Source organism: Pseudarthrobacter sp. PvP090 (genome assembly GCF_040547365.1).
Taxonomy (GTDB): Bacteria; Actinomycetota; Actinomycetes; order Actinomycetales; family Micrococcaceae; genus Arthrobacter.
The window spans coordinates 302,546-327,388 of the sequence record NZ_JBEPPO010000004.1 but is presented as its reverse complement, the minus strand read 5'-3'; the positions used below and the strand labels follow the sequence as shown (position 1 = coordinate 327,388).

At 68.5% G+C, this 24,843-nt stretch carries 26 protein-coding genes and 1 pseudogene; 15 read left to right on the top strand and 12 right to left on the bottom strand.

Features of this window, described 5'->3' with window-relative positions; translation table 11 throughout:
* Positions 1-188, bottom strand: a pseudogene (locus tag ABIC21_RS06795) (cupin domain-containing protein); the annotation flags it as partial.
* Between the two features lie 217 nt (positions 189-405).
* Positions 406-1,218, bottom strand: coding sequence for an IclR family transcriptional regulator (locus ABIC21_RS06790; protein ID WP_354349651.1), 813 nt, complete (start codon positions 1,216-1,218; stop codon positions 406-408).
* Between the two features lie 49 nt (positions 1,219-1,267).
* Between ABIC21_RS06790 and ABIC21_RS06785 the strand changes: the two genes are divergently transcribed.
* The 12 genes from ABIC21_RS06785 to ABIC21_RS06730 all read left to right on the top strand — a co-directional run bounded on the left by ABIC21_RS06785 (position 1,268) and on the right by ABIC21_RS06730 (position 14,777).
* Complete coding sequence (locus tag ABIC21_RS06785; protein ID WP_354349650.1) at positions 1,268-2,617, top strand: MFS transporter; 1,350 nt, start codon at positions 1,268-1,270, stop codon at positions 2,615-2,617.
* Positions 2,610-3,866, top strand: a complete 1,257-nt coding sequence (locus ABIC21_RS06780) for an FAD-dependent oxidoreductase (RefSeq protein ID WP_354349649.1) — start codon at positions 2,610-2,612, stop codon at positions 3,864-3,866. Before ABIC21_RS06785 ends, ABIC21_RS06780 begins: the two co-directional genes overlap by 8 nt.
* A 163-nt stretch (positions 3,867-4,029) precedes the next feature.
* Entirely contained in the window at positions 4,030-4,824 is a 795-nt protein-coding gene (locus ABIC21_RS06775) for an IclR family transcriptional regulator (protein WP_354349648.1), read from the top strand.
* 331 nt (positions 4,825-5,155) lie between these two features.
* A complete protein-coding gene (locus ABIC21_RS06770) occupies positions 5,156-6,433 on the top strand; it encodes a cytochrome P450 (protein ID WP_354349647.1) in 1,278 nt (425 codons plus the stop codon).
* 5 nt (positions 6,434-6,438) lie between these two features.
* Positions 6,439-7,602 (top strand): PEP/pyruvate-binding domain-containing protein, encoded by a 1,164-nt coding sequence (locus ABIC21_RS06765; protein WP_354349646.1) that lies wholly within the window; start codon positions 6,439-6,441, stop codon positions 7,600-7,602.
* A gap of 65 nt (positions 7,603-7,667) precedes the next feature.
* Positions 7,668-9,536 (top strand): PEP-utilizing enzyme, encoded by a 1,869-nt coding sequence (locus ABIC21_RS06760; RefSeq protein ID WP_354349645.1) that lies wholly within the window; start codon positions 7,668-7,670, stop codon positions 9,534-9,536.
* 7 nt (positions 9,537-9,543) lie between these two features.
* On the top strand, positions 9,544-10,350 hold the full coding sequence (locus ABIC21_RS06755; RefSeq protein WP_354349644.1) for an SDR family NAD(P)-dependent oxidoreductase: 807 nt from the start codon (positions 9,544-9,546) through the stop codon (positions 10,348-10,350).
* A 49-nt stretch (positions 10,351-10,399) separates the two neighbouring features.
* Positions 10,400-10,720, top strand: coding sequence for a 2Fe-2S iron-sulfur cluster-binding protein (locus tag ABIC21_RS06750; protein ID WP_354349643.1), 321 nt, complete (start codon positions 10,400-10,402; stop codon positions 10,718-10,720).
* A 2-nt stretch (positions 10,721-10,722) separates the two neighbouring features.
* Positions 10,723-12,066, top strand: coding sequence for an NAD(P)/FAD-dependent oxidoreductase (locus ABIC21_RS06745; protein WP_354349642.1), 1,344 nt, complete (start codon positions 10,723-10,725; stop codon positions 12,064-12,066).
* Between the two features lie 41 nt (positions 12,067-12,107).
* Entirely contained in the window at positions 12,108-12,863 is a 756-nt protein-coding gene (locus ABIC21_RS06740; RefSeq protein WP_354349641.1) for an HD domain-containing protein, read from the top strand.
* The gene (locus tag ABIC21_RS06735) at positions 12,860-14,380 is read left to right on the top strand and encodes an aldehyde dehydrogenase (protein WP_354349640.1); all 1,521 of its coding nucleotides are present in this window, start codon (positions 12,860-12,862) and stop codon (positions 14,378-14,380) included. Before ABIC21_RS06740 ends, ABIC21_RS06735 begins: the two co-directional genes overlap by 4 nt.
* A gap of 94 nt (positions 14,381-14,474) precedes the next feature.
* Positions 14,475-14,777, top strand: a complete 303-nt coding sequence (locus ABIC21_RS06730) for an antibiotic biosynthesis monooxygenase family protein (protein ID WP_354349639.1) — start codon at positions 14,475-14,477, stop codon at positions 14,775-14,777.
* A 36-nt stretch (positions 14,778-14,813) separates the two neighbouring features.
* On the opposite strand, the gene ABIC21_RS06725 is transcribed toward ABIC21_RS06730, so the two are convergent.
* The 4 genes from ABIC21_RS06725 to ABIC21_RS06710 form a co-directional block, all read right to left on the bottom strand.
* Positions 14,814-16,094, bottom strand: coding sequence for a Dyp-type peroxidase (locus tag ABIC21_RS06725; RefSeq protein WP_354349638.1), 1,281 nt, complete (start codon positions 16,092-16,094; stop codon positions 14,814-14,816).
* The gene (locus tag ABIC21_RS06720; protein WP_354349637.1) at positions 16,091-16,693 is read right to left on the bottom strand and encodes a copper chaperone PCu(A)C; all 603 of its coding nucleotides are present in this window, start codon (positions 16,691-16,693) and stop codon (positions 16,091-16,093) included. The genes ABIC21_RS06725 and ABIC21_RS06720 overlap by 4 nt, the downstream gene beginning before the upstream one ends.
* A 53-nt stretch (positions 16,694-16,746) precedes the next feature.
* Positions 16,747-17,325, bottom strand: a complete 579-nt coding sequence (locus tag ABIC21_RS06715; RefSeq protein WP_354349636.1) for a copper resistance CopC family protein — start codon at positions 17,323-17,325, stop codon at positions 16,747-16,749.
* A gap of 107 nt (positions 17,326-17,432) precedes the next feature.
* The gene (locus tag ABIC21_RS06710) at positions 17,433-18,044 is read right to left on the bottom strand and encodes a hypothetical protein (RefSeq protein WP_354349635.1); all 612 of its coding nucleotides are present in this window, start codon (positions 18,042-18,044) and stop codon (positions 17,433-17,435) included.
* Positions 18,045-18,232: 188 nt separating this feature from the next.
* Here ABIC21_RS06710 and ABIC21_RS06705 point away from each other — a divergent pair, with 188 nt between their 5' ends.
* On the top strand, positions 18,233-19,012 hold the full coding sequence (locus tag ABIC21_RS06705; protein ID WP_354349634.1) for a GntR family transcriptional regulator: 780 nt from the start codon (positions 18,233-18,235) through the stop codon (positions 19,010-19,012).
* On the opposite strand, the gene ABIC21_RS06700 is transcribed toward ABIC21_RS06705, so the two are convergent.
* The 3 genes from ABIC21_RS06700 to ABIC21_RS06690 are packed head-to-tail and all read right to left on the bottom strand — an operon-like array spanning position 19,009 to position 21,228.
* On the bottom strand, positions 19,009-19,548 hold the full coding sequence (locus tag ABIC21_RS06700) for a hypothetical protein (RefSeq protein WP_354349633.1): 540 nt from the start codon (positions 19,546-19,548) through the stop codon (positions 19,009-19,011). The genes ABIC21_RS06705 and ABIC21_RS06700 overlap by 4 nt on opposite strands.
* Entirely contained in the window at positions 19,535-20,473 is a 939-nt protein-coding gene (locus tag ABIC21_RS06695; protein WP_354349632.1) for a cytochrome c biogenesis CcdA family protein, read from the bottom strand. Before ABIC21_RS06695 ends, ABIC21_RS06700 begins: the two co-directional genes overlap by 14 nt.
* A complete protein-coding gene (locus tag ABIC21_RS06690) occupies positions 20,473-21,228 on the bottom strand; it encodes a DsbA family protein (RefSeq protein ID WP_354349631.1) in 756 nt (251 codons plus the stop codon). The genes ABIC21_RS06695 and ABIC21_RS06690 overlap by 1 nt, the downstream gene beginning before the upstream one ends.
* Positions 21,229-21,484: 256 nt before the next feature.
* Here ABIC21_RS06690 and ABIC21_RS06685 point away from each other — a divergent pair, with 256 nt between their 5' ends.
* A complete protein-coding gene (locus tag ABIC21_RS06685) occupies positions 21,485-21,847 on the top strand; it encodes a hypothetical protein (protein WP_354349630.1) in 363 nt (120 codons plus the stop codon).
* An 89-nt stretch (positions 21,848-21,936) separates the two neighbouring features.
* On the opposite strand, the gene ABIC21_RS06680 is transcribed toward ABIC21_RS06685, so the two are convergent.
* Positions 21,937-22,482 (bottom strand): hypothetical protein, encoded by a 546-nt coding sequence (locus ABIC21_RS06680; protein ID WP_354349629.1) that lies wholly within the window; start codon positions 22,480-22,482, stop codon positions 21,937-21,939.
* A complete protein-coding gene (locus ABIC21_RS06675) occupies positions 22,479-23,795 on the bottom strand; it encodes an MFS transporter (RefSeq protein ID WP_354349628.1) in 1,317 nt (438 codons plus the stop codon). Before ABIC21_RS06675 ends, ABIC21_RS06680 begins: the two co-directional genes overlap by 4 nt.
* Positions 23,796-23,915: 120 nt before the next feature.
* On the opposite strand from ABIC21_RS06675, the gene ABIC21_RS19315 reads away from it, so the two are divergent.
* Positions 23,916-24,035, top strand: coding sequence for a DUF8730 family Cys-rich protein (locus tag ABIC21_RS19315; RefSeq protein WP_502915579.1), 120 nt, complete (start codon positions 23,916-23,918; stop codon positions 24,033-24,035).
* Between the two features lie 71 nt (positions 24,036-24,106).
* On the opposite strand, the gene ABIC21_RS06670 is transcribed toward ABIC21_RS19315, so the two are convergent.
* The gene (locus ABIC21_RS06670) at positions 24,107-24,721 is read right to left on the bottom strand and encodes a DUF6919 domain-containing protein (RefSeq protein ID WP_354349627.1); all 615 of its coding nucleotides are present in this window, start codon (positions 24,719-24,721) and stop codon (positions 24,107-24,109) included.
* Between the last annotated feature and the right edge of the window lie 122 nt (positions 24,722-24,843).

The following is a 24,843-nucleotide window of genomic DNA, read 5'->3' as shown; positions in this document are numbered from 1 at the left end:
GGCACCGCCTTGGGCGTCGGGACCATCGGCATGAGGTCCGCGATCTCGGTCCAGAGCGGGATCAGGTTCTCGCGGTCAAAATCCCGGTACAGCTCTTTCAGCTGCGCGGCTTCTTCGGGCGTCGGCTCCGGAGCAGTGTGCCCGGCGGCCACTGATTCGTGAGTCGTGTTCTCGGCGCTGATGGACACGTGGGCCTCCTCGGTAGGTCAGAACAATTCTTTGGCGTAGTTCGACTCTACGGATGAGGCAGTGTGACCCCCAACATATTCTGCTGGTCAGAATTGAGGGAACGGCTCCACCCAACTAACTCGCCGTTAAGGCCGTTGTGAGCCCTCAAAACGGCCCCTGCTGCCAGTCAGTTGGGGCCGGAGCGAGGCGAGTCATCTGGCCCCGTGAGACCGCGGCTTAGTCCGGCTCGGCCGGATTGGCTGCAATATCGATCTCCAGCTGGCGGCAGGTCTCCCGCAGGGCGGGGACAAGCCCGGCGTCGAATACCCTGCGGAAGCGGGTCGCGGGCGTGGCGACACTGACCGCGCCGACCACGTGCCCGTGCCGGTTGTGCAGCGCCATACCGAGGGCGCTCACGCCATCCTCGGTGCCTTCGAAATTGGCCGCGAAGCCGTTGCTGCGGATGGATTCGAGCTCGCGCATGAATGCAGGGTATTCCGCGGCGGGAATGTTATCCCCGCCGATCTCGGCATTGTTGCTGCGGAAGAGCTGGTCGATCATCTGGGGTTCCAGCTCGGCGAGCATGGCCTTGCCCCCGGAGGTTTTGTTGGCCGGCATCACCGTCCCCTGCCGGTCACCCACCCGCAACACATTGTTTCCCTCCACCGTGGCCAGGAAGCGCACTTTCGTCCCCACCCGCACCATGAGGTTGACGGTCTCGTTGAGCTGCGCGGAGAGCAGCTCCATGTGCGGCTGGGCGAGCGAGCGGAGCAGCCGGGTCCAGCTCAGGCCGGCCGGCCCGACCCCCATGGCCGGACCGGGCACGTAGCGGCGGGTTTCGTCCTGTACGGCGAATCCCCGGTAGACCAGCATGGCCAGGAGGCGGTGCGCGGTGGACGGGGCAACACCCAGCTCCTCGGCGGCGTCCTTGAGGCGCAGCGTCCCGCCGTCGCGGAGCAATTGCAGGAGCTGCAGCGCATTGTCGACCGCCTCGATGGAGTAGGTCGGCCGCTTCTGCACGGGCTTCTTGGACGCTGGCTTGTTCTGCACATCAGAATTGTATTGTGGTTCACCTGCGACCGCTAGGACAGTGAGTGGCATGAATCACACACCTTCCGCTGCAGCGCCGCACCGGTCTTCGCCTGGGGCTCCGGCCCCCACCGCTGATGGGCCCGCGTCCCGGTTCTCCAAAGGCTCGGCAGTCGCCGTCTTCGTCTGCTGGCTTTTGGTGGTCTTCGATGGCTACGACCTCATCGTCTACGGCACCGTCCAGTCCTCCCTGATCTCCGAGACCGGCTGGGGCCTGGCCAAGGCCACCGCCGGAACCATCGGGTCCATGGCCTTCGTCGGCATGATGATCGGGGCGATCTTCGCCGGCCGCATGGCCGACTCATGGGGCCGCCGCCGCACCATCCTGGGCTGCGCCGTCGTTTTCTCGATCTTCACCGTCCTGTGCGCCTTCGCCCCCAACGCGGCCGCCTTCGGTGCCCTGCGGCTTCTCGCCGGCATCGGGCTCGGCGGCCTGGTGCCCTCGGCGAACGCCCTCGTTGCCGAACTGGTCCCCACCAAATGGCGGTCCACCATTGCCACCCTGATGATGTCCGGCGTTCCGATCGGCGGTTCCATCGCCGCCCTCGTCGGCATCCAGCTGATCCCGGCCTTCGGCTGGGAGTCCATGTTCCTCGTCGCCGGGCTCGCACTGGTGGTTGTGGTCCCGCTTGGCCTGAAATACCTCCCGGAGACGCTGGCGCCGGTCAGTGCAGCCGACAAGGCCGCCCGCAAGGCAGCCGGTAAGGCCAGCACGATCAAGGAACCGTCCGGGTTCTCCTCCCTGCTCCGCGCTCCGTACCTGGGGGTCAGCCTGCTGTTCGCCCTGGCGACGATCGCCACGCTGTTCGCCTGGTACGGGCTGGGCACCTGGCTGCCCAACCTCATGCAACTGGCCGGCTACAACCTCGGTTCCGCCCTGACCTTCGCCCTGGCCCTCAACCTGGGTGCCGTGGCCGGTTCGGTCATCACGGCCTGGGCCGGGACCCGCTTCGGGCCGGTGCCGACCGCGATCGCCGCGGCCGCCGTCGCCGCCGTCGCACTGATGGTCCTGGTGACCGGACCGTCAGTGACGGTCGTGTACCTCATGCTGGTCCTCGCCGGCGTCGGCACCCACGGCACGCAGTGCCTCATCATCGCCGCCGTCGCGAGCCACTATCCCGGACACCTCCGGGGAACCGCGCTGGGCTGGGCACTGGGGACGGGCCGCATCGGCGCCGTCGCCGCACCCCAGGTAGGCGGCCTCCTGTTGGCCGCCGGGCTGGGCGTCAATTCCAACTTCCTCGCCTTCGCCGGTGCAGCTGCCATCGCCGCGGTCCTGCTGGCCGCCGTCGGACTCAAACTGAAATCCAAACTCTCCATCTCACCCTCCCTCTCATCAACAGGAGCAAGCAATGTCTGAGCACGCCACGTCCACCGATGTCCTCGTCATCGGAGGGGGGATGGCCGGACTGGCCGGAGCCCTCGCACTGCGCGAAAACGGCGCCAACGTCACCCTCGTGGAACGGGCCCCCGAATTCGGCGAGGTCGGCGCCGGGCTGCAGATGGCCCCCAATGCCTCCCGCGTCCTGCAGCGCTGGGGCCTGCTGGAAAAGGCGCTGGAAATCGGTGTCCAGCCCAAGCACCTCGTCTTCCGCGACGCCGTCACCGGCGAGGAGCTGACGCGCCAGACCCTCAACGGTGAATTCGCGGACCGCTACGGCGCCCCTTACGTTGTGATCCACCGCAGCGACCTGCACCGGGTTCTGCTCGAGGGCTGCGAGGCGGCCGGCGTCAAGCTTGTCAATGACGTCATGGTCGAGAGCGTTGAAACCGTGAACGGCCGCGGCGTGGCGCACACCGCGGCCGGTGTGGACTACGAGGCCGACGTCGTGATCGGCGCCGACGGACTCAAGTCCACCCTGCGCCCGCTCGTTGCCCAGGACGAGCCGGTCCCCTCGGCCTACGTCGCCTACCGCGGCACCGTGCCGATCACCGAAAACACGCCCAAGGCCGACCTTGAGGACGTCATCGTCTACCTCGGCCCGGACTGCCACCTCGTGCAGTACCCGCTGCGGAAGGGCGAGCTGCTGAACACCGTGGCTGTCTTCAAGTCCGCCTCCTTCGAGCGCGGCGAAGAGCAGTACGGGGGAGTCGACGAGCTCGAGGCCGCGTACAAGGACTGCGTCCCGGCCGTCCAGGAAGCGCTCAAGAACCTGGCCACCGGCATCCGCTGGCCCATGTACGACCGCGACCCGATCGAAAACTGGGTCGCCGGCCGGATGGTGCTGATGGGCGACGCCGCGCACCCGATGCTGCAGTACCTCGCCCAGGGCGCCTGCCAGGCCCTTGAGGACGCCGCCGCGCTGCAGGACGTCAGCAATGGCACCGTCTTCACCGCCGTCGGCATCCACCCGGAAGCCTGGGACGGTGCGATCAAGGAATTCAACAACCTCCGTGCCGGCCGCACGGCCCGGGTGCAGCGCACCGCCCGCGTCTGGGGCGAATCCTGGCACGTCTCCGGGCTGGCACGGACCCTCCGGAACCTGCTCTTCAAGAGCCGGAAGGACAACGACTTCCGGTACAACGACTGGCTGTACGGCCAGGACGGCGACGGCGTGCCGCCCGTTCGCGCGGCCAAGTCCAGCGTCGCGGAACGGGTCTCCGCCTGACCGGCTGTTTTTGGACGGACTCCGGGCCGGTTCCTTCGTGGAGCCGGCCCGGAGTCCGTTAGGACCGCCCCGGACTACACTCGATTCCGGGCGGGCCACCGGGCCCGGTGACGTCACGAAGCACGTCCAGCGCCCGTGACAAGCCCGCGACGAGGAGGTCAGGATGGCCGGCGGCAGCCGCGAACCCGGCAGAACCGTGACGTCAAAGGTCCTCGCCATCCTTGAAGCATTCGAGAAGTCCCGGGGCGCCCTGAGCCTGACCGACATCGCCGAGAAATCCGGGCTGCCGCTGAGCACCGCCCACCGCCTGGTCAACGAGCTCACCGACTGGGGATTCCTCACCCGCGAGCCGAACGGCCGCTACCAGCTGGGCATCCGGCTCTGGGAGCTTGCCCAGAACACCGGGCGGCAGCTGCGCGACGCGGCCCGGCCCTACATTCAGGACCTCTTCTCGCTCACCGGCGAAACCGCCCATCTGGCGGTCCGGGCCGGCCACGAGGTGCTTTACATTGACCGCGTCTACGGCTCCAAGCGGGTACCCCGCGCCGGCCGGGTCGGCGGCCGGCTGCCCATGCACGCGACCGCCGTCGGGAAGGTCATCCTGGCCTTCGAGGAGGACTGGGTCCGGGACGCCTACCTGAACCGGCAGCTGGAACGCCACACCGCGCACACCCATGTGGACCCCAAGAAGCTGGCCGCGGAGCTGGCCCAGATCCGCGAGCAGGGCTACGCCACCACCTTGGAGGAAGTCCGGCTGGGTTCCTGCTCTATCGCCGTTCCGGTCTTCCACACCGGCAGGATCGGCGCCTCGATCGGGCTGGTGCTTCCCACCAGCCAGGCCGCCACGATGACCCGGCACCTGCCTGTCCTGCGGGGCATCGCTGCCCAGATTGAGCGCGCCACGGCCCGGATCCCGCTGGAAACGCTGCTGGGCAGCCATGTCGCCGGCGCGGACTGAGCCGGCACGGTCCTCGCTGTGTGTCCAGCGCCGCGTTCTACGGCATCCGGCAGCCCGGGGCGGCCCGCGGTCCTGTTGTGCGGCCGGGTTGTCTCCGTCCGGGGGCACTTTGGTGGCGATATTCGACGGCGGCGGCTTAGTTGGCGGCGTGTCCGTGTCGAAGTGCCACCGGAGCGCAGCCCGCCTGGATTCCGCTCGCGGCCGGAAATAACTGGTTTCCACTGAGTGGAAGCGAACCCTGCACCCGGAGAGTGATCGGGGCCACACTGGTGAATAAGAACCCCCGGCAGGCACCGCCGCCGCCGGCGGGACCGAAAACCAAGGAGCCCAGATGTCATCGTCGACTGACACGGCCGGCCGCTGTCCCTTTGGCCACGGCGCCGAAGCCCCCGCCGGGCACCACGGCTACGAGCCGTTCCAGATGAAGGATCCCTTCCCCGCCTACGCCGAACTCCGGGCCGAGCAGCCCGTGATGTTCGACGAGCGGGTCGGCCTCTACGTCGTCTCCCGCTATGACGACATCAAGGCCGTGTTCGAGGACTGGGAGACCTTCTCCAGCGAAAACGCCCAGGCCCCCGTCCGCGAACGCGGCGCCGCCGCGAAGAAGATCATGGAGGACGGCGGCTTCACCGCCTACTCCGGCCTGTCCGCCCGGCGCCCGCCGGAGCACACCCGCATCCGCGCCGTGGTCCAGAAGGCCTTCACGCCCCGCCGCTACAAGGCCTTGGAACCGTTCATCCGGCAGAACGTCGTCGAACTGCTCGAAGGGATGCTGGCCCGTCCGGAACACCGCGGTGACATGGTCAAGGACTTGGCCTACGACGTCCCCACCATCACCATCCTCACCCTGATCGGCGCGGACGTCTCCCAGGTGGACACCTTCAAGCGCTGGAGCGACTCCCGCGCCGCGATGACCTGGGGCGACCTCAGCGACGAGGAACAGATCCCGCACGCCCACAACCTCGTCGAGTACTGGCAGGAATGCCTCCGCCTGGTCAGGGTGGCCCACGAGGAGGGCGGCGACAACCTCACCGCGGACCTGGTGAAGTCGCAGCAGGAAGGTGCCGAGATCTCCGACCACGAGATCGCCTCCGTCCTCTACAGCCTGCTCTTCGCCGGCCACGAGACCACCACGACACTGATCTCCAACGCCCTCCGCGAACTCCTGGCCCGCCCCGAGCAGTGGAAGCAGCTCGTCGAAGACCCCAAGAAGATCCCCGCCGCCATCGACGAGGTCCTGCGCTACGCCGGCTCGATCGTCGGCTGGCGGCGCAAGGCCCTCAAGGACACCGAGGTCGGCGGCGTCGCGATCGAGGCGGGCTCGCAGCTGCTGCTCCTGATGGGCTCTGCCAACCGCGACCAGGGCAAGTTCGACGCCGGCGAGGACTTCGACATCACCCGCCCCAACGCCCGCGAGCACCTCTCCTTCGGGTACGGCATCCACTACTGCCTGGGCAACATGCTCGCCAAGCTCCAGGCCAAAATCGCCCTCGAGGAAGTGGCCCGGCTTGCCCCGGAGCTGCAGCTGGAGAAGCCGGAAGCCATCGCCTTCCGGGAGAACCTCTCCTTCCGTGTCCCCGAGACCGTCCCCGTCAGCTGGAAGGCCTGAGAAATATGCAAAGCAACGAATACATCCAGTTCTTCGACGGCGGCCTCGAACCGAAGCTTGAGACTCTCGGCGGCAAGGGAGCCTCCCTGGTCACCATGACGTCCGCCGGCATGCCCGTCCCGCCCGGCTTTGTCGTCACCACGGCCCAGTTCGACGCCTTCATGGAGGAAGCCGGCATCACCCGCGACATCCACGAGCTCCTGGCCGGACTGGACCCGGAGGACATGGCCCAGGTGGACAAGGTCTCCGCCGCCATCCGTGAGGACATCCGGTCCCGCCCGGTGCCCCAGGCCCTGCGCGAGCTCACCGTCACCGCCTACGAGTCCCTGATGTCCCGCTTCGACGCACCCGTCCCGGTGGCCGTGCGCTCCAGCGCCACCGCCGAAGACCTCCCGGACGCCTCCTTCGCCGGCCAGCAGGACACCTACCTCTGGCTCGACGGCGTGAAAGCCGTCACCGAACACATCCGCCAGTGCTGGGCCTCGCTCTTCACCTCCCGCGCCATCATCTACCGGCTCAAGAACAACATCCCCAACGAGGGCCTCTCGATGGCCATCGTGGTCCAGAAGATGGTCAACGCCCGCATCTCCGGCGTCGCCATCACCATGGACCCCACCAACGGCGACCGCTCCAAGATCACCATCGACTCCTCCTACGGGGTCGGCGAGATGGTGGTCTCCGGCCAGGTCACCCCGGACAACATCATGCTGGACAAGGTCACCCTGACCGTCATCTCCGAACACCTCGGCGACAAGCACGCCGAACTCGTCCCGGACACCGCGGCGGGCCACCTGGTCGAGCGGGAGGTCGACGCCGAACGCCGTGCCCGCCGCAGCCTCACCGACGCCGAACTCACGGCCGTCGCGCAGATGGCCAAGCGCGCGGAGAAGCACTACAAGTGCCCGCAGGACATCGAGTGGGCCCTCGACACGGACCTGCCCGACGGCGCGAACCTGCTCCTGCTCCAGTCCCGCCCGGAAACCGTGCACTCGTCCAAACCGGCCGTCCCGTCATCGGCGGCCACCGGCGGCTACTTCAGCGGGCTCAGCCCGACGCCCGCTTCACCCGCGCCCGGTTCGACGACGACGGCGGCCGGCCCGGCGCCGTCGTCCGCCACCGGCTTCAGCCTGGGAAGCATCACCGCCTCGCTGCTGAAGCCCTCCTTTTAGTTCTTGACCCGCTCGTCCGCTCCGTCACCCAGGCTCAACGCCGAGCCCGTATTGAAAGGACCGCCATGTCCCTGAAGTCCTTCCCCAAACCCTCCGAGCTCGCGGTCCCCGCCGGCGCCGAGGGCTGGGAAAACATCTACCCGTATTACCTGGTCTTCCAGGACAAGCTCAAGGATCAGGAGGACGCCAAGTTCTGGTTCTGCGACAGTCAGCACTGGCCCACCGTGTTCAAGCCCTTCGAGACAATCGGCGGCGAATTCGCGGTCAAATGCCTGGGCCAGTACAACGCCCGGCACCTGATGATCCCCAACGCCAACGGCATCGAATTCCGGGTGCACCTCGGCTACCTGTACATGTCGCCCATCCCGGTACCGGCGGACCAGATCGCCGCGCGCGTGCCGCTCTTCGAGCAGCGCGTGGGCCACTACTTCCAGAACTGGGACCAGCTCCTCAAGCAGTGGCACGTCAAGGTCAAGGGCACCATCGACGAGATGGAAACCATCTCCTTCCCCAAGCTCCCGGATGTGGTCCCGCTGGAGGACATCCTCTCCGGCAAGGGCAAGGACGGCTCCGAGAAGCTGCTGGAGAGCTACGACCGACTGATCCAGCTGGCATACCAGAACTGGCAGTACCACTTCGAATTCCTCAACCTCGGCTACATCGCCTACCTGGACTTCTTCAACTTCTGCAAGCAGGTCTTCCCCAACATCCCGGACCAGTCCATCGCCACCATGGTGCAGGGCGTCGACATGGAACTCTTCCGCCCGGATGACGAGCTCAAGCACCTCGCCAAACTCGCCGTCGAGCTGAGGCTCCAGCCGCACTTCGGCAACACGGACGACGTCGGCGCCACCCTGGCCGCCCTCGCCGAGGCCCCCGGCGGGGACCGCTGGATGGCGCAGTACGAGGCCGCCAAGGACCCGTGGTTCAACTTCACCGTGGGCAACGGCTTCTACGGCCACGACAAGTACTGGAACGAACACCAGGAAATCCCGCTCGGGTATATCGCGGACTACATCCGCCGCGTGGACGAGGGCCAGGAAATCATGCGCCCGGTCGATGCCCTGATCGTCGAACGCGACCGCATCATCGAGGAATACCGGGACCTGCTGGAGGGCGAAAACCAGGCATTGTTCGACGCCAAGCGCGGGCTCGCCGCCACCGCCTACCCGTATGTGGAGAACCACAACTTCTACATCGAGCACTGGACCATGGGCGTCTTCTGGCGCAAGATCCGTGAACTGTCCCGCATGATGCAGGCCGAGGGATTCTGGACCGAACCGGACGACCTGCTCTACCTGGGCCGTAACGAGGTCCGCGACGCGCTCTTCGACCTCGTCACCGGCTGGGGCGTCGGCGCCAAGCCGATCGGCCCGGATTACTGGCCGGAGGAGATCGAACGCCGCCGCGGGATCGTGGACGCGCTCAAGACCGCCCGGCCCGCACCGGCGCTGAACACCCCGCCGGAAATCATCACCGAACCCTTCACCCGGATGCTTTGGGGCATCACCACCGAACAGGTCCAGCAGTGGCTGGGCGCCGGCGAAGCGGTCGAGGGCGGCGGCCTGCGGGGCATGGCGGCCTCACCCGGCGTCGTCGAAGGCCTGGCCCGGGTGGTCACCGACGCAGACCAGCTCTCCGAGGTGCAGCAGGGCGAGATCCTCGTCGCCACCGTCACGGCACCGTCCTGGGGCCCGATCTTCGGCAAGATCAAGGCCACGGTTACGGACATCGGCGGCATGATGAGCCACGCAGCGATCGTCTGCCGCGAGTACGGCCTCCCGGCCGTGACCGGCACCGGCTCGGCGTCGACGACGATCAAGACCGGCCAGCGGCTGCGGGTGGACGGGACTAAGGGCACTGTCCAGATCCTCGACGACGAGGCCGAACTGCTCGTCTCCGGACCCGGGGCGCACAGCCACAGCCATGTCTGAGCAGCGGATGCCTGAATCAAATATGCCTGCCACGGAATATGCCGCTACGGGCCAGGAAAGCCAGGCGGGGCAGCCCGCCCGCACCGTCCTAATCACCGGTGCCGCCGGCGGCCTGGGCCGGGCGTTCGCGCTCGGCTTCGGCCGCCGCGGCTACCGCGTGGCGGTGGCGGACGTGAACCTCGACGGTGCGGAGGAAACGGCCAAACTGGTCCTCGACACTGGGGCCGACGCGGCCGCCTTCCACGCCGACGTCACCAGCGTCGATTCCACCGAGGCCCTCGCGAAAAGCTGCGCGGACTTCGGCAACGGAAGCATCGACGTCGTGCTGAACAACGCCGCGGTGTACGCAGGGGTGACCCGCAGCGCGTTCGAGGACATCGACCCGGCTGAATGGGACCTGGTGATGAACGTGAACCTCAAGGGCCCCTGGCTCGTGACCCGGGCTGCCAGCCCGTACCTGCCCGAGGGCGGGCGCGTCATCAACCTTTCCAGCGCCACGATCTTCAGCGGCTCGGAGCAGTGGCTGCACTACGTGGCCTCCAAGGGCGGGGTAGTGGCCCTGACCCGGGTGATGGCCAAGGAACTGGGCCGGCGGGGGATCACGGTCAACGCGATCGCCCCCGGCTTCACCCTCACCGAGGCCAGCTACGGGCTGATGGAGAACGCCGAGAACTATGGCGTGGACCGCGGGGCGATCAAACGGGCCAGCCAGCCCGAGGACATCGTGGGCGCGGCGCTCTTCCTGGCCGGGCCGGACAGTTCCTATTACACCGGGCAGACCATGGTGGTCGACGGCGGCCGCCAGTTCATCTGACCGCTCCACTCCCCGCTCAACTTTCCGCTTTCAACACCAAGGAGAACCAATGCCAACGGTTCATTTCACCGACGCCGAGGGCGCGGTCCGCGACGTCGAGGGCAATCCCGGCGACTCCGTCATGGAAACCGCGGTGCGCAACGGCGTCCCCGGCATCGTGGCCGAATGCGGCGGTTCGCTGTCCTGCGCCACCTGCCACGTCTTTGTCCGCGAGGACTGCCTGTCGAAGCTCCCGCCGATGGAGGACATGGAGGACGAAATGCTGTACGGCACCGCCGTGGACCGCGAGGACAACTCGCGGCTGTCCTGCCAGCTGCGCCTGACGGACGAGCTCGAACTGTTCGTCACCACACCGGAAACACAGGTGTAGTGATGGGCGCCCATGTTGCCGCAGCTGCGCGCACCGCCGCTGCACAAACCGCCGCCGGCGCCGCTGCGCAGCCGGACAGCCCCACCCGCACCGGCCTGCTGATCATCGGCGCCAGCCAGTCCGGCGTCCAGCTCGCCGTTTCCCTGCGGGCCCTCGGCTTCGACGAGCACATCACGCTGCTCGGCGACGAGGACCACCGCCCCTACCAGCGCCCGGCCCTGTCCAAGGAGTTCCTCCAGGGCACGGTGGAGAGCGAATCCCTGATCTTCCGCTCCAATGACTACTGGGCCGACCACAATGTGGCGCTGGTCAAGGGCGAGTACATCGTCAAAATCGACAAGGAAGCCGACGGCTCCGGCGTCGCGCATGCCTCCTCGGGCAGGCAGTTCCCCTTCAAACGACTCGCCCTCACGGTGGGCGCCCGTGCCCGGAAACTGGAGATCGACGGCGGGGACCTCGACGGCGTGCTGTACCTGCGCAACGCCGACGACGCCCTGGCGCTCAAGGCCCGGGTGGGGGACGCGCACGACGTCGTCGTGATCGGCGGCGGATTCATCGGGCTCGAAGCCGCGTCCAGCCTGCAGAAGATGGGCAAGAACGTCACGGTGCTGGAATTCGGCCCGCGGCTGGTGGGCCGCGCCGTCGGCGAGGAAACCGCCGACTACTTCCTGCAGGCCCATCGCGCCCGCGGCCTGGACATCCGGCTCAACACAAGCGCCAAACGCTTCACCGCGGCCGGCGCCGCAGGTAACGCCGGTGCCGTCGCCGGCGTCGAACTCCAGGACGGCACCGTGCTGCCCGCGCAGATCGTGCTGGTCGGCATCGGGGTCATCCCCAACACCCAGCTGGCCGAACAGCTCGGCCTCGCCGTCGACAACGGGATCGTGGTGGACCGTTTCGCGCTGGCCTCGGACGGCACCACGGTGGCGATCGGCGACTGCGCCAACATGCCCAACCCGGTGCCCGGCTCGGAACCCGGGGAACGGATCCGGCTGGAAAGCGTCAACAACGCGATCGAACACGCCAAGGTGGCCGCGTACTCACTCACCGACCGGCGCGAGGAATACGCCGGCATCCCGTGGTTCTGGTCAAACCAGGCCGACCTCAAACTCCAGATCGCCGGACTCTGCAACGGCTACGACCGGACCGTGCTGCGGCGGGATGAGGAACGCGGCAAGTTCAGCGTCCTCTACTACCGCCAGGGCCAGGTCATCGCCGCGGACTGCGTCAACGCCCCGCTGGACTTCATGGCCGTGAAAAACGCCCTCGCCAAAGGCCAGAACATCCCCGCCGACGCCGCCGCGGACCCGGCCACACCCCTCAAGACGATCACCACGGACAGCTAACTGGACTCAGACAGTAAGCCGGCCCCACCCGAAGGAGCATTATGACCACCCCCAAGACCCCGGTAGCCGACGCCGGCACTCCCGCCGGCACCGGAAACCCGGCGGCAGTCAGTCCCGCGGCCGCGGAGTTCGCCGCCGCGTACCCGGTCCGGCCGGTCCCGGCGCCGGGACCGGTGGACACGTCCCCGATCGCCACCACCCCGGCGGCGCTCGGGGACCTCGACGGACTCTGGCGGGCCGTGGTGCACGAGACCCGCACCCGCGGCAACGACATCCACCTGCCGATCTCGCTCGCCTTCGCCGAACGCCTCTGCCGCGCCCACCCCGACGCCGACGCCGAACTGGTCCGGGTGGCCACCCTGCTGCACGACACCGGCTGGGCCCATGTGGACGAATCCCGCATCCTCTCCGAGGGGTTCGCGGGGGACTGGCGCAAGGCCGAAATTCGCTACGAACACGAGAGGCAGGGCTGCGACGTGGCCCGCCGGGTGCTCCCGGGCCTGGGCTACTCCCCGGAATTCATTGAGCGCGTCTGCGAGATCATCGACGGCCATGACACCCGCCCGGTGGCTCAGTCGCTGGAGGACGCGCTGATGCGCGACGCCGACCGGCTGTGGCGCTTCGACCAGGCAGGGATTGCCCTGGCTTCCACGTGGTTCAAGATGGACCCGGCCACCTACACGGACCGGCTGGCCACGGAAATCGTGCCCGAACTCATCACCCAGGCCGCCCACGACATGGCCACCGCCGACCTGAACCGCTCCACCGCCCTGCTCAAGACGGCGGTGATCCGGTGACCGCCGCGACGCACGATGCTCCCGCCCTGGCCGCCCGCGCCGCGCTCAAGCTGCCGTACACCCACGTGGACGACATCTTCGTTGACGGCGCCTGGACCCCGGCGCGGGGCACGGGCCGCAACCCGGTCACCGACCCCGCCACCGGCGAAGTCTGGGGGTCCGTCCCGGATGGCAGCACCGACGACGTGGACGCCGCCGTCGGCTCCGCCCGCAAAGCGTTCGACGACGGCGGGTGGCCGCAGCTGGCGCCCTCCGAACGGGCCACGTACCTCCTGCGCATCGCCGAGGAAGTCGAGAATCGGGCCGAGGAACTCTCGCTGACCAACACCCGCGAGAACGGATCCCCGGTCTCCGAATCCGCCGGGGCCGCGGCCAACGCCGCGGGCATTTTCCGCTACTTCGCCACCCTCGCCGACTACCTGGAGCGCGAGGACGTGCGGGCCTTCCCCAAAGGCGGCGGCGAATCCGTGGTCCGGCGCGAACCGATCGGCGTGTGCGCGCTGATCGCGCCCTGGAACTTCCCGATCAACCTCGTGGTGATCAAGCTCGCCCCGGCGCTGCTGGCCGGCTGCACCGTGGTGATCAAGCCGGCGTCGCCCACCCCGCTGTCGCTCCGGGTGATCATCGATGCGGTGTCCGCCGCCGGCGTCCCGGCCGGCGTCGTCAACCTGGTCACCGGGTCCGGCCGGCTGGGGGATGCGCTGGTGAAGCACCCGGGCGTGGACAAGGTGGCGTTCACGGGTTCGACGCCGGTGGGCCGGAAGATCGCGGCGGCCTGCGGCGAGCTGCTGCGCCCGGTCACCCTGGAGCTCGGCGGCAAGTCCAGTGCGATCGTGCTGCCGGACGCGGACCTGGACGCGATGTCCAAGGTGCTGATCCGCTCCTCGATGCGCAACACCGGGCAGACCTGCTACATCTCGACCCGGATCCTGGCCCCCGCCAGCCGCTATGAGGAAGTCGTGGACATGGTCACCGGCACCATCGCCGCCGGCAAGCAGGGCGACCCGCTGGACCCGGACACGGTCTTCGGGCCCTGCGCCACGGAATCCCAGTACCGCACCGTACTGGAGTACGTGGAGTCGGGGCTGGCCGAAGGCGCCCGCGCCACCACCGGCGGACGCGCGGCGTCCCTGGGCGGCGGCCTCGAAGGCGGGTACTTCGTGGAACCCACCGTGTTCGCCGACGTCACCCCGGACATGCGGATCTCCCGGGAGGAGATCTTCGGCCCGGTGATCTGCATCCTCAAATACGACGACGCCGGCGGCAGCACCGATGAGGCCGTGGCGCTGGCGAACAACACGGAATTCGGGCTGGGCGGGCTGGTATTCGGCGCCGATCCGGACGCGGCGCTGGCCGTGGCGGACCGGATGGACACCGGCTCGGTGGGCATCAACTTCTTCGCCTCCAACCACGCCGCACCCTTCGGCGGCCGGCACGATTCCGGCCTCGGCACCGAGTACGGCGTCGAGGGCCTGAACGCGTACCTGAGCTACAAGTCGATCCACCGGAAGGTCTAAGCCCGCTGGCGGGTAAATCGGCCCTACCGGCAGCCCGGCGGCCGGGCCGATAATCAGGGGTATCCACCCCTTGCGAACTATGGAGGCGATCGACGTGTCGGTTTATACGCTGGGAATCTGGCTGGTACACCCGGGCCGCGAGAATGATTTCGTGCAGGCCTGGCGGGATCTGGCCCGGAAGACCCAGGAGGACTTCCCGCACGGGAAGGCCGTGCTGATGCATGACCACGATGTCCGGAACCGGTTCATCAGCACCGGCCCGTGGGAATCCCTGGAACAGGCTGAAGCGTGGCGGGCGTCCGAGGTGTTCAAGCAGGGCATGGAGGGCATGCGCGAGATGCTGGAGCATTTCGAGGCACGCACCCTGGACGAGGCCGCCAGCGCCGGCGGGGACTAGCCCTGGCCGCACGCACTTTCCCCGCGTTGCTGTGGGTCAGGCGAACAGGCCTTCGCCGACGAACCCGCCCTCACGGCACCCCGGCGGGATGGCGAACACGGCCGAGCCGATCGGCGTCGTCCACTGATTGAGCATGTCCAATTCATCGAGCCTGCGCTGAATGGGCGTGAACTGCTTGTCGACGTCGGCCTGGTAGGACACGAAGATCAGCCCCGAGTCCGAGACCCCTCCTGCGCCGGGCGCGGCATCGTAGTTGTACGCCCGCCGGAAGATCCGCTGGGAACTGTCCTCGGGCCGGGCCCGGCGCAGGTGCGAGACGTCCGAAATCACCGGGAACCCGAGCCTGGAAACGGCCGCGAAGTCCGGCTCGTCGTGCTCGTTCGTCCCCGTCATGGGTGCGCCGGTGGACAGCCGGCGGCCCACGGATTCCTCCCGGCCCACGCGGTCCACCTCGTCCCACTTGTCCAGGTTCATCGCGATCCGGCGGATGACGACCGACGTGCCGTCGTCCGTCCACGCGGGGATATCCCCGCCGCCCCAGACCACACGCTCATGGTCCGTGCTGTCCGGCGCCGGGTTCGAGGTCCCGTCCACCTGGCCAAAGAGGTTCCGCATGGTGGTCCCGGACTTCTCGCTGCCATACGACCGCCGGAACCCGGTCTGCACCCAGCGGACAGTCGCGAAGCTCCGGCTGTCCTTGAGGAGCATCCGCTGGGCATGCGCCACGGTCAGCGGATCATCCGCGCAGATCTGCAGCAGTAGGTCACCGTCGGAAAACCCAGGCTGCAGCCGGTCGATGCTGAAGGCTGGCAGGGGCTTCAGCCACCGCGGCGCCCGGGCGGGATCCACAGCGGCCACCAGCCCGGGCCCGAAGCCGAAAGTGACGGTCAGTCGGGCCGGCACCCGGGCCAGTTCGCCCTCGGTGTCGGCCAGCGCCGGTTCTCCCGCGGCGAGGTTCGCGGCGTCGTCGCTGAGCAGCCGCAGCATGGCCTTGACCCCGGTCCTCGTCGTTCCTGGCAGCAGATCCAGCGCGACAAAAACGCCGTGGGCCTGCGCCGTCGTCGTAATCCCCGCCTGGCGGGCGCCGTAAAAAGGGACGAGCCCGCCGCCGTGGACGCTCTCCGCGGGCTCAGCCGGGGCGGGGTTCCTCGAGTTCTGGCCGCCAGCCCCGGCGAGATGCGCGCCCGCCGCGGCCAGCGCCCCCAGTCCTGCGGCGGCGCCGCCGAACAGCAGTCCGCGCCGTGGCAGTTTCCGCTGGGTGCCGGTTTCGTTACCGTCCGCAGTTGGGTCCGCAGGGTGCTGGTCCCGGTTGCTCATTTGGAGGACGACGACGGCGCGACGCTGCTTGCGCTGCCGGTGCCGGAGGGCTGGCCGTGGGACATGCCCGAGCCTCCTTCTTCGACATAATTCTCGTTGGCGCCGCTGAAGTCCTTCGCCACGGCGGTGAACTCGAAGTTTCCACCGCCCGCCAGCGCCAGCGTGAACGTCACCTCAGTGCCGGCCGTGACAGGCTCGGTGAGCCCCATCAGCATGAGGTGGTTGGCGCCCGGCTCCAGTTTCAGTTCGCCGCCGGCCGGGATCACGAAGCCGCCTGGCTTGGCCTGCATCTGCATGGCGCCGTTGGATCCCACGACGGTTTCGTGCAGTTCGACCATCCGGGCCGCGGGGGTCGAGGCGCCCGTGACGGTGATGTCGGAGCCGGAGGTGTTCTTGATGACGCCGAATCCGCCGGTCATGCCCGACGCGGCGGCTTTGACCCACGCCTGGCTGGCCGCCAGCGCGGTGGCAGCGGTGGCCGGGGTGGCGGCGGCAGACGCGGACGGTGCCGGCGTCGAGGCTGAGGAAGCGCAGCCGGTGAGGGCCAGGGCTGCGGCGGCGACAACGGAAAGGGCGGGAATAATGAGCTTCTTGGACATGGCGGTGCTCCTGAATCGTGGCAGGCGGCCGCAGCGGGCCGGCCTGGAAAGTGTTATTCGCTGGGGGATTGTGTGTTGCGCTTCATGCGCCGGAGGCCTGCAAAGACCAGATAGCTGCCGAGGCCCGCGGCCGCAGCGATTCCGGCGGCAGGCAGCCAGCCGGGCACACCGGCACCGTCCCCGGCGCCGTCGGCGTCAGCCGCGGTGGCAGCCGCGCCCGGTTCAGCGCCTGCAGCCGGGCCGGGGGAGGCCGCGGGCGCAGCGGCGGCAGGATTGCCGACGCGGAACCCGTAGCTGCCACTGATCGGGTGACCATCTGCGGAGACCACCCGCCAGCTGACCTGGTAGCCGCCGTCGGGAAGTTCCGGGAGCGCCTGGGTCAGCGTTTCCCGGCTGAGTACCGCCGCGCCGCTGACCCAGTTCCTGGCATTGTCATCGACGACACGGACCTCGTGGCCGAGCGCCAGCAGGGGCGAACTGAAGGCCAGCGTGATGCTGGCGGGTGCCTTGTCGAGGCGCTCATCGGGCGCCGGGCTGGACGAAATCAGCTGGTCGTGGGCGAAGGCCGCCGGTGCTGCTGGGAGGCTGGCGCCTACGCAGAGCAGGAGGGCGGCGAGCAGGGTTGCTCCCAAGCCAGGATTCCGCCATGTTGTCAAGGGTTTTCTTGTCATGGCTGCTTCCCGCCCCGGCGCTGTCTTGGCAGCGTGGCGGGGCTTATCGGGTGAAAGGCGCAGGGCGCCTAGGACGCGAGCGGAAGCAGGGGAGGCCCGCGGTGGCGCATCACCAGCAGGGGCGCGCCGAGGTTGCGCAGCGGCCTGACGGGCCGGTTGGTGGGCAGGGCCGCAGGGGCCGGGCGCACCGGCAGGGGCAGGAAAAGCGGGAGGAAGGCCGTTACGCGCAGGCGCATGGCGTGAACCAGCTGGAGGGCGGCGACCTCGCCGTGGCGCAGCGTGGCCACGGTCAGGATGGCGGCAACGGCGTGGCCAAGCCACATCAGTGGTGAGGCATGGTCCGCCGCGGAGGAGAGGACCGCGCCGGCGGCAGGTTCCAGCACGGACGAGTGGGCCAGATGGCCGCCGGCCGGAGTGATGGACCCATGGGAAGCCGCTGCTCCACTGAACAGCCAGTGGAAAAGTCCCTGGCTCAGTGCCACGCCGGCGGAGAGCCGCCACAGGGACAGCCCGCGGCCGGTGAGGGCGGTGCAGGCCAGTCCGGACAGTGCCAGGGCCAGCAGGAGGAGGGGAGGTTCGGGGGCGTTGCCGCCTGCCAGGAAGTGCGAACCGGCGGCGACGGAGGTCGCGACGACGGCGCCGATCCAGCCGCGTACAAGGCGCAGGCCGCGTGCCGTCATGGTTCCTCCTCGCTCACACTCGGTGAAAAACAAGATGGACGCCAGTATCTCACATACCCTTGGGGGTATAAAAGTCGCCGGAGAGGACCCGGATACGGGCAGGGGCGTCCTGCTCGGGTGCCGGGCGTGTGTGATGCAGTAACGTCGTAATGCCAGCAGCTTTGTGGAGCAACTCGGTCGGGAGCGATGTGAAGAATCACCAGGGACCAGCGTCCGCGTCCCGCGCGGAGGGTGCTGTTGAACGGGCCAAGGCCGGCCCGCTCTGGAAAACCGTCAGCGCCGAGCTCCTGCAGGAAGTCCTCGCCGGGGAGTTCGCGGCAGGTTTCCCCGGTGAACTGGAACTTGCCCAGCGCTACGGGGTGAGCCGGGGCACGATCCGGGCCGCCCTGAAACCCCTGCGGGATGCCGGGCACATCACCGCCCACCCCGGGAAGAAGCCGACGGTGGTCGCCGGAAGAAGCACGGCGTACGGGCCGATCTACAGTGTCCTGGCATCCATCCGGGAGTCCGGGATGAAGCACGCCAGTGTGGTCCTGGAGCAGCACTTGGTGGTCAATCCAGAGGTGGCGGCAAAGCTTTCCCTGCATCCCGACGCGGAGCTCTTCCACCTCTCAAGGGTCCGCCTCGCCGACGGTGAGCCGATCGGCCTGGACCAGGTCTGGCTCCCCGCAGCGACCGCCGGGAAGCTGCTGGAGGCGGACTTCCGGGACGCGTCCCTCTACGGGGAGCTCGACCGGCGCTGCGGCGTCGTGCTTGACGGCGGGACGGAGCAGCTCACTGCCGTGCTCGCCTCCGCCGCACATGCGGCCCTGCTCGGGTGTCCGGAGGGCTCCCCGTTGTTGCTGATCGAGCGGACCGGCTGCCACCGGGCGCGTGACCTCGAATTCCGGCGCAGTTATGTCCTGGGCGACCGGGTGGCAATCGCGACCGCTTTCGGCTGCAAGGCCACTCCGCCCCGTCGGGACTAAGGGGCCGCCGGCTGTCGGCTGTCGGCTGCCGGTTCAGCCTGGCCGCGGGGCACCGGGCAGCGATCCTCAGAGGTTGCCCTCCGCACGAATGCCCAGAGCAGCAGGGCGATGGAGAGGGCCGCCAGCAGGGGCTGGATCGGTTCGAAGTATTGCATGGCCCCGGACGTGCCGAGGGCCAGCAGCACGAGCTTGTTGCAGACCGGGCAGCCCACCGCAAAAAAGGAAACGATGGCGCCGGCAGCCCCAAAGCGGCCCTTGCTGTCGGACACTTCACTGCCGGGTTCGCCGCCGGCGGCGGGTTCGCGGGAGACGTAGGTGGCCAGCAGCAATCCGGTGAGGACGGCGGTGACGCCGAGGACCGGGAAGGACCACCAGGTCGGCGGGACCTCGCGGCTGAAAAGCGGCGTGTCGATCAGGTCCGTGGGCACGGCCACCACGAGGTAGGTGGCGGCGGCTGCGACGGCCGCGGCCAGCCAGCGTCGCACCGGCCACTGCGCCAAGGCGGGTATCAAGGTTCCGTATTTACTGCGGATCATCGGGCATTCCTGTCTTTGGCTGGGCCGGGCCAACGGCGCTGGCGGTCCGGTTGGTCGTGGTTTTCGGCGCATTTTGCTGGTCCGCTGCTCCGGAGACGTGTCGGTGGGTCATGGTTGGCTCGTTTTTTCGGCTCTTGAAATACAGTGCCACGCCGGTGGTGAGAACGAGGGCCGCGACCCCGGCGACAACTAGGTCAGGGATGCTGGCGGCAGCCTCGGTGGCGGCCGATTCTGCGCGGAACTGGTCCTGGACCGTCAGCACGCCGCCCAGTCCCGCCGTCCCGTCGCTGATCAGCAGGAGCACACCGATGCCGACGGCAATGAGGCCGGAAATGACCATCAGCCAGGAGTTCGACCACGTTCCGATGGTGAGCGGACGCGGCCGCAACCAGCGGCGGCCGGAGATGCCCAGCCGGTCCCACACGAGGGCCAGGACAAAGAGCGGCAAAGCCATCCCGAGCGCGAAGACTGCCAGCAGCGCGCCACCGTAGACGGCGTTGCTGCCCACTGCCGCAACGGTCAGGATGGAGCCCAGGATTGGCCCGGTGCAGACTCCGGCGACGCCGTAGACGGTTCCCAGGGCGAAGACGGACAGCCGGGAAGACCCGGTGCCCGCAGCCGGCGTCAGCGCGGAGGGAAGCCGGACTGCGGCGATCTGGGCGGCGCCCAGGAGGATCACCAGGGCCGCTGAAACGCTGATCAGGACTGGCCGGTGCTGCGTGACGAGGGAGCCGAGCACCCCGGCAAAGATGCCCAGCGGCACCAGGGTGCTCAGCAAGCCCAGGTAGAACAGTCCTGTCCGCGCCACCAGCCGGCTCTTGGTGGAGAACGCGTAGGCAAAGAAGGCCGGCAGCAACAGGGCGGAACAAGGGCTCAGCAGGGTCAGGACGCCGCCCAGGAACGCGCCGGCGTAGCCGATGTCCATCAGTTGCCCCCGGCCGTTTTCAGTGCAGCTTCGATGGCTTTCTCAAAGGTGGCCAGCGGCTGCGCACCAACGAGCGGGGTGTCGTTGACAAGGAAGGTGGGGGTGCCGGTGGCACCCAGGGACGCGGCCTCCTGGGCATCCTTCGACACAGCGGCCTTCAGTTCTGCGGAGTCAAGATCCGCTTCGAACTTCTTCAAGTCAGGGACTCCGGCCTCCCCGGCAAGCTGGATCAGCCGCTCCCGGGGCAGCTCGGCGTGTCCGCGGTCCGGCGCGATGGCGTAGACGGCCTTGTTGTATTCCCAGAACCGTCCCTGCTCGCCCGCCGCGCGTCCGGCGACGGCGGCGGCGGATGACTCCGCGCCAAAGACCGGCAGGTCACGCCACTCCACCCTCAGGTCGCCGCTGTCGACGTATTTCGCCACCAGCGGGGGAAGAGTGTCTTGGGAGAAGAGCGCGCAGAAGGGGCAGCGGTAGTCCGCGTACTCCACCAGGACAACCGGAGCGTCCGGGCTCCCGATCGCGGTTGGGTCGTCCGCTATGCGGCGGGACATGTCCAGTTTTTCGCCGGCGGCGCCCTTCGGGTCCTGGGACCCCTGTTGCTGTTCGGCGGCGTCTCTTTGGGCCGATGCGCCCTGGTAGGAGAGCAGTCCCACGAACAGCAGCAGCACGGCGAGGCCTATCGCCGGCAAGACGATCGATGCGGTGCGGCGGCGTGGCTTGGTGGCCGCAGGTTCGGGCTTGGTCAAGGTGGGCATAAGGGCTCCTCAAGCGTGCCGTGGTGTGACCACGAAATGTTTAGACATTTAGTAGTGTGCGAGGCTACGTGACGTACGCGTCGATGTAAAACACCGGACATCCCCTGGCGGGACCCGGCCGGGAGCCCCGCCCGCCCGCCGCCTGCCCGCCTTCGGAGGAATGTATGTACATTTCCGTACGGCGCCCGCTAGCATGCAGGAAACGGCCCGTTTCGTCCCTGAAGCGGGCGGGCCCGTCCACGCCGAAGGAGATTGCGTGTCTGAAATTGCCGCCGAAAACCGTCCCGAGGACGCCGCTGATTACGGCGGGTCCCGCCCGGGGGAGCGTCCAGAACGGGGCCAGCGGGGTCTCGTGGCCCATGCGGCAGGACTTCTGCCGGACGGGGCGCTGGCCGGCGTGCTGCGAAGCAGCCAGAACGCTGTTGTGGCGCTCGGACCACAAGTGCCCGTCGAGGCTGTCATCCAGGGGCCCGGTGTGGCACTTTTGGCGGAGGGCTCGGGATCCGGTGACGCCGTCGGCAGCGCCGTCGCCAGCGGTGTCAGGGTGCTGGCGCCTGCGGGAACAGCCTGCGTTCGGCCGGGGTCCCGGCGGAGGGCCTGCTGCCCGGCGTCGATATAGTCCCGGCGGCCATTGCTCACCTTGCCCGACGTCAATGGGACGGCTGGGCCTACATCCGCCTCTGACGAGTGACCGCGGCGCCTGCCGGATCAGTCCTGCGGCCGCGGTTTGGTGGGAAACAGCGGGCGGCAGTCGGTGCAGGCCTCGACGTCGGCATCCGGCGATCCGCTGCGGCCCAGGGTGACCTTGCGCTCCAGCTCCAGACGGCCGTGCAGGGCCCATGCCATTACGGCCAGGGACAGGATGCCGACGGCGGTCTGGGCTGCCGGAAGTGCCTCCCTCGTCGAGCTCGCCCACACCGCGCCGAAGAGGCCCAGGACCGGCCAGCGCAGATCGCACAGCGTGGCCGCCGCACCGATCGGTGCGTTCACGTAACTGCCGGCCAGGAAGCCGGCCAGGACCGACCCCGCACCCACCAGGGCGTAACCCGTCCAGCCGGTGCCGGCACCGGCAATCATGCCGTTGGCGGCCATCAGGAAGACGGCCGCGACGCCGGCCGCGACGCCGGTCGCAGCCACGCGTGACCGGTGCCAGCTGCGGAGCACCTGCGGAAGCTGCCGGACGCGGGCGCGGCCCACGGGCGCCTGACCCGTGCTCGGAGGGAGGTGCGCTTCGGGCTTGCTGTTGACGGTCATGGCTTTTCCAGGTCTGGGGCGGGTCGTCGTGGCTGCAGGCCGGTCCAGATGATCACGGTGACCACCAGGGCGATGGAGAGGAAGCCGAGCCCGGAATACCCGACGGCGGCCAGCACCGGACCGGCCAGCGCACCGCCGGTCGCCCCGGCCGCGTTCATGCTCAGGTCCGAAACGCCCTGGATTGCCGGCCGGTCCTGCACATGGGCCGACTCGGCCACCAGGGCAGAGCCCGCAACCACCGAGGCGGACCAGCCCAGGCCGAGCAGGATCAGGCTCGCGGTCACGGCAGTGCCGGAATCCGGCGCGACGCCGGCCAGTACCAGCGAAACCAGCAGCATGCCCTGGCCCAGTAGGATGGTCGGCCGCCGCCCGGCCTTGTCCGCCATCCAGCCGAAAACGGGCGACAGGGCGTACATGCCGGCGATGTGCAGGCTGATTGTCAGGCCGACGACAGTGAGGCTGGCCCCGTGGTCGCGCAGGTGCACGGGCGTCATCGACATGAGCGCCACCATCGTGGCATGGCTGAGGGCGACAGCCGCCACCGCATACCGCGCCCTGGGGTTGCTCCGCAGAATCCGCAGGCCGCTCTTGGGCGGGGGTGCTTCCAGGTCGGGCACGCGGGAGGCCGTCGCGGTGAGCAGGGGGTCGGGCCGCAGGCCTGTCGCATAAACGGCGGCGGCCGCGAGCTGGGCGGCTACGGAAAAGGCGAACGCGCCCGTGAGCGGGGGCAGGCCCAGGGCGGCGCCGACGGTCTCGCCGGGACCAAAGAGGTTCGGGCCCAGGACGGCGCCGATTGTGGTCGACCACACCACGATCGAGAGGTCCCGGCCGCGGGACCCGGGGCGGGATAGGTCGGTGGCGGCGAATCGGGCCTGCAGATTCACGGCGGATCCTGCACCTAGGAGCATGAGGCCCAGCAGCAGCAACGGAAAGATGCCCAGGGCGGCGGAGGTGATGGCCGTGACGGCGCCCGCGCCGGCAATCAGGGCGCCGGCGGACAGCGATATCCGACGGCCGCGGGCCTGCGCCAGCCGGGCCAGGGGGACTGCGGCGAAGGCGGCGCCGAGGGTGCTCATCGTGGCGGCCATGCCGGACCACGCATTGGATCCGGAAAGCTGTGCTGCCAGCAGCGAGCCCAGGGAAAGCGTGGCTCCCATGCCGATGCCGCCGAGGATCTGACCGCCGACAAGGACGGAGACCACACGGCGTTGAAGGCGCTGATTCTCCACGCCTGGCTGGGCGGAGACCGTGATCTGACCAGGTCTGGTGGCCTGGTCTGGCGTCAGGCCTTCCGGCCGTTCCTGCGTGTTCATGGTGATCCTTCGGGGCTCCCGGGCATTGCCCCTGCAGCCGGGGACCTCTTCAATATACCCTATGGGGTATTATTGCTGTATCAGGTGCGGCATCCGCGGCACCCCAAAATTGGAGTTCAGATGTGCGCTGCAGTTCGTTGTAATCGTTGTGGAAAAATAACCTGGGCCGGCTGCGGAGAGCACGTCGATTCGGTCATGGCCGATGTGCCCCAGGATCAGCGCTGCACCTGCGACGACTGAACGACGAGGCGAAGCCCGGAGTTCAAAAAGCCGTGTCCGGACTGAGCCTTGAGCATTAGCCGGGACTCGCCCTAGCCGCCTGTTTCCACGCCGGCCAGCGCCGTGAGCACTGCCGGCAGGAGCACGCCGTTCCGTCCCCACAAAGGGTCAAAGACCTCCACGTACCAGGACTCGGCCAGCAGCAGGGCGAGGGCGTCGTTGGTCTCCTCGGACCAGTCCCGGAGTTGCTCTTCGCCCGCCGGGCCTTCGCTGCTGCCCAGGACTGTCTCCACTTCGCCGTCCTGCAGGGTGACGGGAATGGAAGACTGGCTCGCTTCACCGGGCGCGTGGGCCACAGTGACCAGATCGGTCCGGCCGGACAGCGCCAGCAGCGCGGCCGCCGACTCCACGCTGCAGAATCCCGTCACGTAGGCGCGCTGCGAGTGTCCCTCGGCGAGCACGCCGGGCTGTGATTCCTTGGTAAAGAGCCCGTTCCGGTTCAGCTCCGCGAGCTCGCCGGCGATGGCCTTTGTCTCATTGTCGAAGCTCGGGGCAAAGGTTCCCGGCTGGTACTCGCTGCGGCCTTCCAGCCAGCGCGCGGTCAGCTCGCCGGCCGCGGGAATGGTGCCCGCCTGCCGCCAGACCTCGCGGTCCGCCAGGAGCCGCCCGAACGAATCCCGCTCGGTGGTGTATCTGTCGTCAGCCATATTTGAAGGCTACGCCTCCTGAACGGTGGCCGAAGGGCAGGAGTACTCAAGCCTTAACAAAGGCCGCGGCATATGGAACTTCTCCGGCGCGGCCCTGCGACCTTTCCCGCTAGAGTTCAGGG

Coding starts and splice junctions, on each gene's coding strand:
- ABIC21_RS06785 (WP_354349650.1), top strand. CDS start 1,268: ATGAATCACACACCTTCCGCTGCAGCGCCGCACCGGTCTTCGCCTGGG.
- ABIC21_RS06780 (WP_354349649.1), top strand. CDS start 2,610: ATGTCTGAGCACGCCACGTCCACCGATGTCCTCGTCATCGGAGGGGGG.
- ABIC21_RS06775 (WP_354349648.1), top strand. CDS start 4,030: ATGGCCGGCGGCAGCCGCGAACCCGGCAGAACCGTGACGTCAAAGGTC.
- ABIC21_RS06770 (WP_354349647.1), top strand. CDS start 5,156: ATGTCATCGTCGACTGACACGGCCGGCCGCTGTCCCTTTGGCCACGGC.
- ABIC21_RS06765 (WP_354349646.1), top strand. CDS start 6,439: ATGCAAAGCAACGAATACATCCAGTTCTTCGACGGCGGCCTCGAACCG.
- ABIC21_RS06760 (WP_354349645.1), top strand. CDS start 7,668: ATGTCCCTGAAGTCCTTCCCCAAACCCTCCGAGCTCGCGGTCCCCGCC.
- ABIC21_RS06755 (WP_354349644.1), top strand. CDS start 9,544: ATGCCTGAATCAAATATGCCTGCCACGGAATATGCCGCTACGGGCCAG.
- ABIC21_RS06750 (WP_354349643.1), top strand. CDS start 10,400: ATGCCAACGGTTCATTTCACCGACGCCGAGGGCGCGGTCCGCGACGTC.
- ABIC21_RS06745 (WP_354349642.1), top strand. CDS start 10,723: ATGGGCGCCCATGTTGCCGCAGCTGCGCGCACCGCCGCTGCACAAACC.
- ABIC21_RS06740 (WP_354349641.1), top strand. CDS start 12,108: ATGACCACCCCCAAGACCCCGGTAGCCGACGCCGGCACTCCCGCCGGC.
- ABIC21_RS06725 (WP_354349638.1), bottom strand. CDS start 16,094: ATGAGCAACCGGGACCAGCACCCTGCGGACCCAACTGCGGACGGTAAC.
- ABIC21_RS06720 (WP_354349637.1), bottom strand. CDS start 16,693: ATGTCCAAGAAGCTCATTATTCCCGCCCTTTCCGTTGTCGCCGCCGCA.
- ABIC21_RS06710 (WP_354349635.1), bottom strand. CDS start 18,044: ATGACGGCACGCGGCCTGCGCCTTGTACGCGGCTGGATCGGCGCCGTC.
- ABIC21_RS06700 (WP_354349633.1), bottom strand. CDS start 19,548: ATGATCCGCAGTAAATACGGAACCTTGATACCCGCCTTGGCGCAGTGG.
- ABIC21_RS06695 (WP_354349632.1), bottom strand. CDS start 20,473: ATGGACATCGGCTACGCCGGCGCGTTCCTGGGCGGCGTCCTGACCCTG.
- ABIC21_RS06690 (WP_354349631.1), bottom strand. CDS start 21,228: ATGCCCACCTTGACCAAGCCCGAACCTGCGGCCACCAAGCCACGCCGC.
- ABIC21_RS06680 (WP_354349629.1), bottom strand. CDS start 22,482: ATGACCGTCAACAGCAAGCCCGAAGCGCACCTCCCTCCGAGCACGGGT.
- ABIC21_RS06675 (WP_354349628.1), bottom strand. CDS start 23,795: ATGAACACGCAGGAACGGCCGGAAGGCCTGACGCCAGACCAGGCCACC.
- ABIC21_RS19315 (WP_502915579.1), top strand. CDS start 23,916: ATGTGCGCTGCAGTTCGTTGTAATCGTTGTGGAAAAATAACCTGGGCC.
- ABIC21_RS06670 (WP_354349627.1), bottom strand. CDS start 24,721: ATGGCTGACGACAGATACACCACCGAGCGGGATTCGTTCGGGCGGCTC.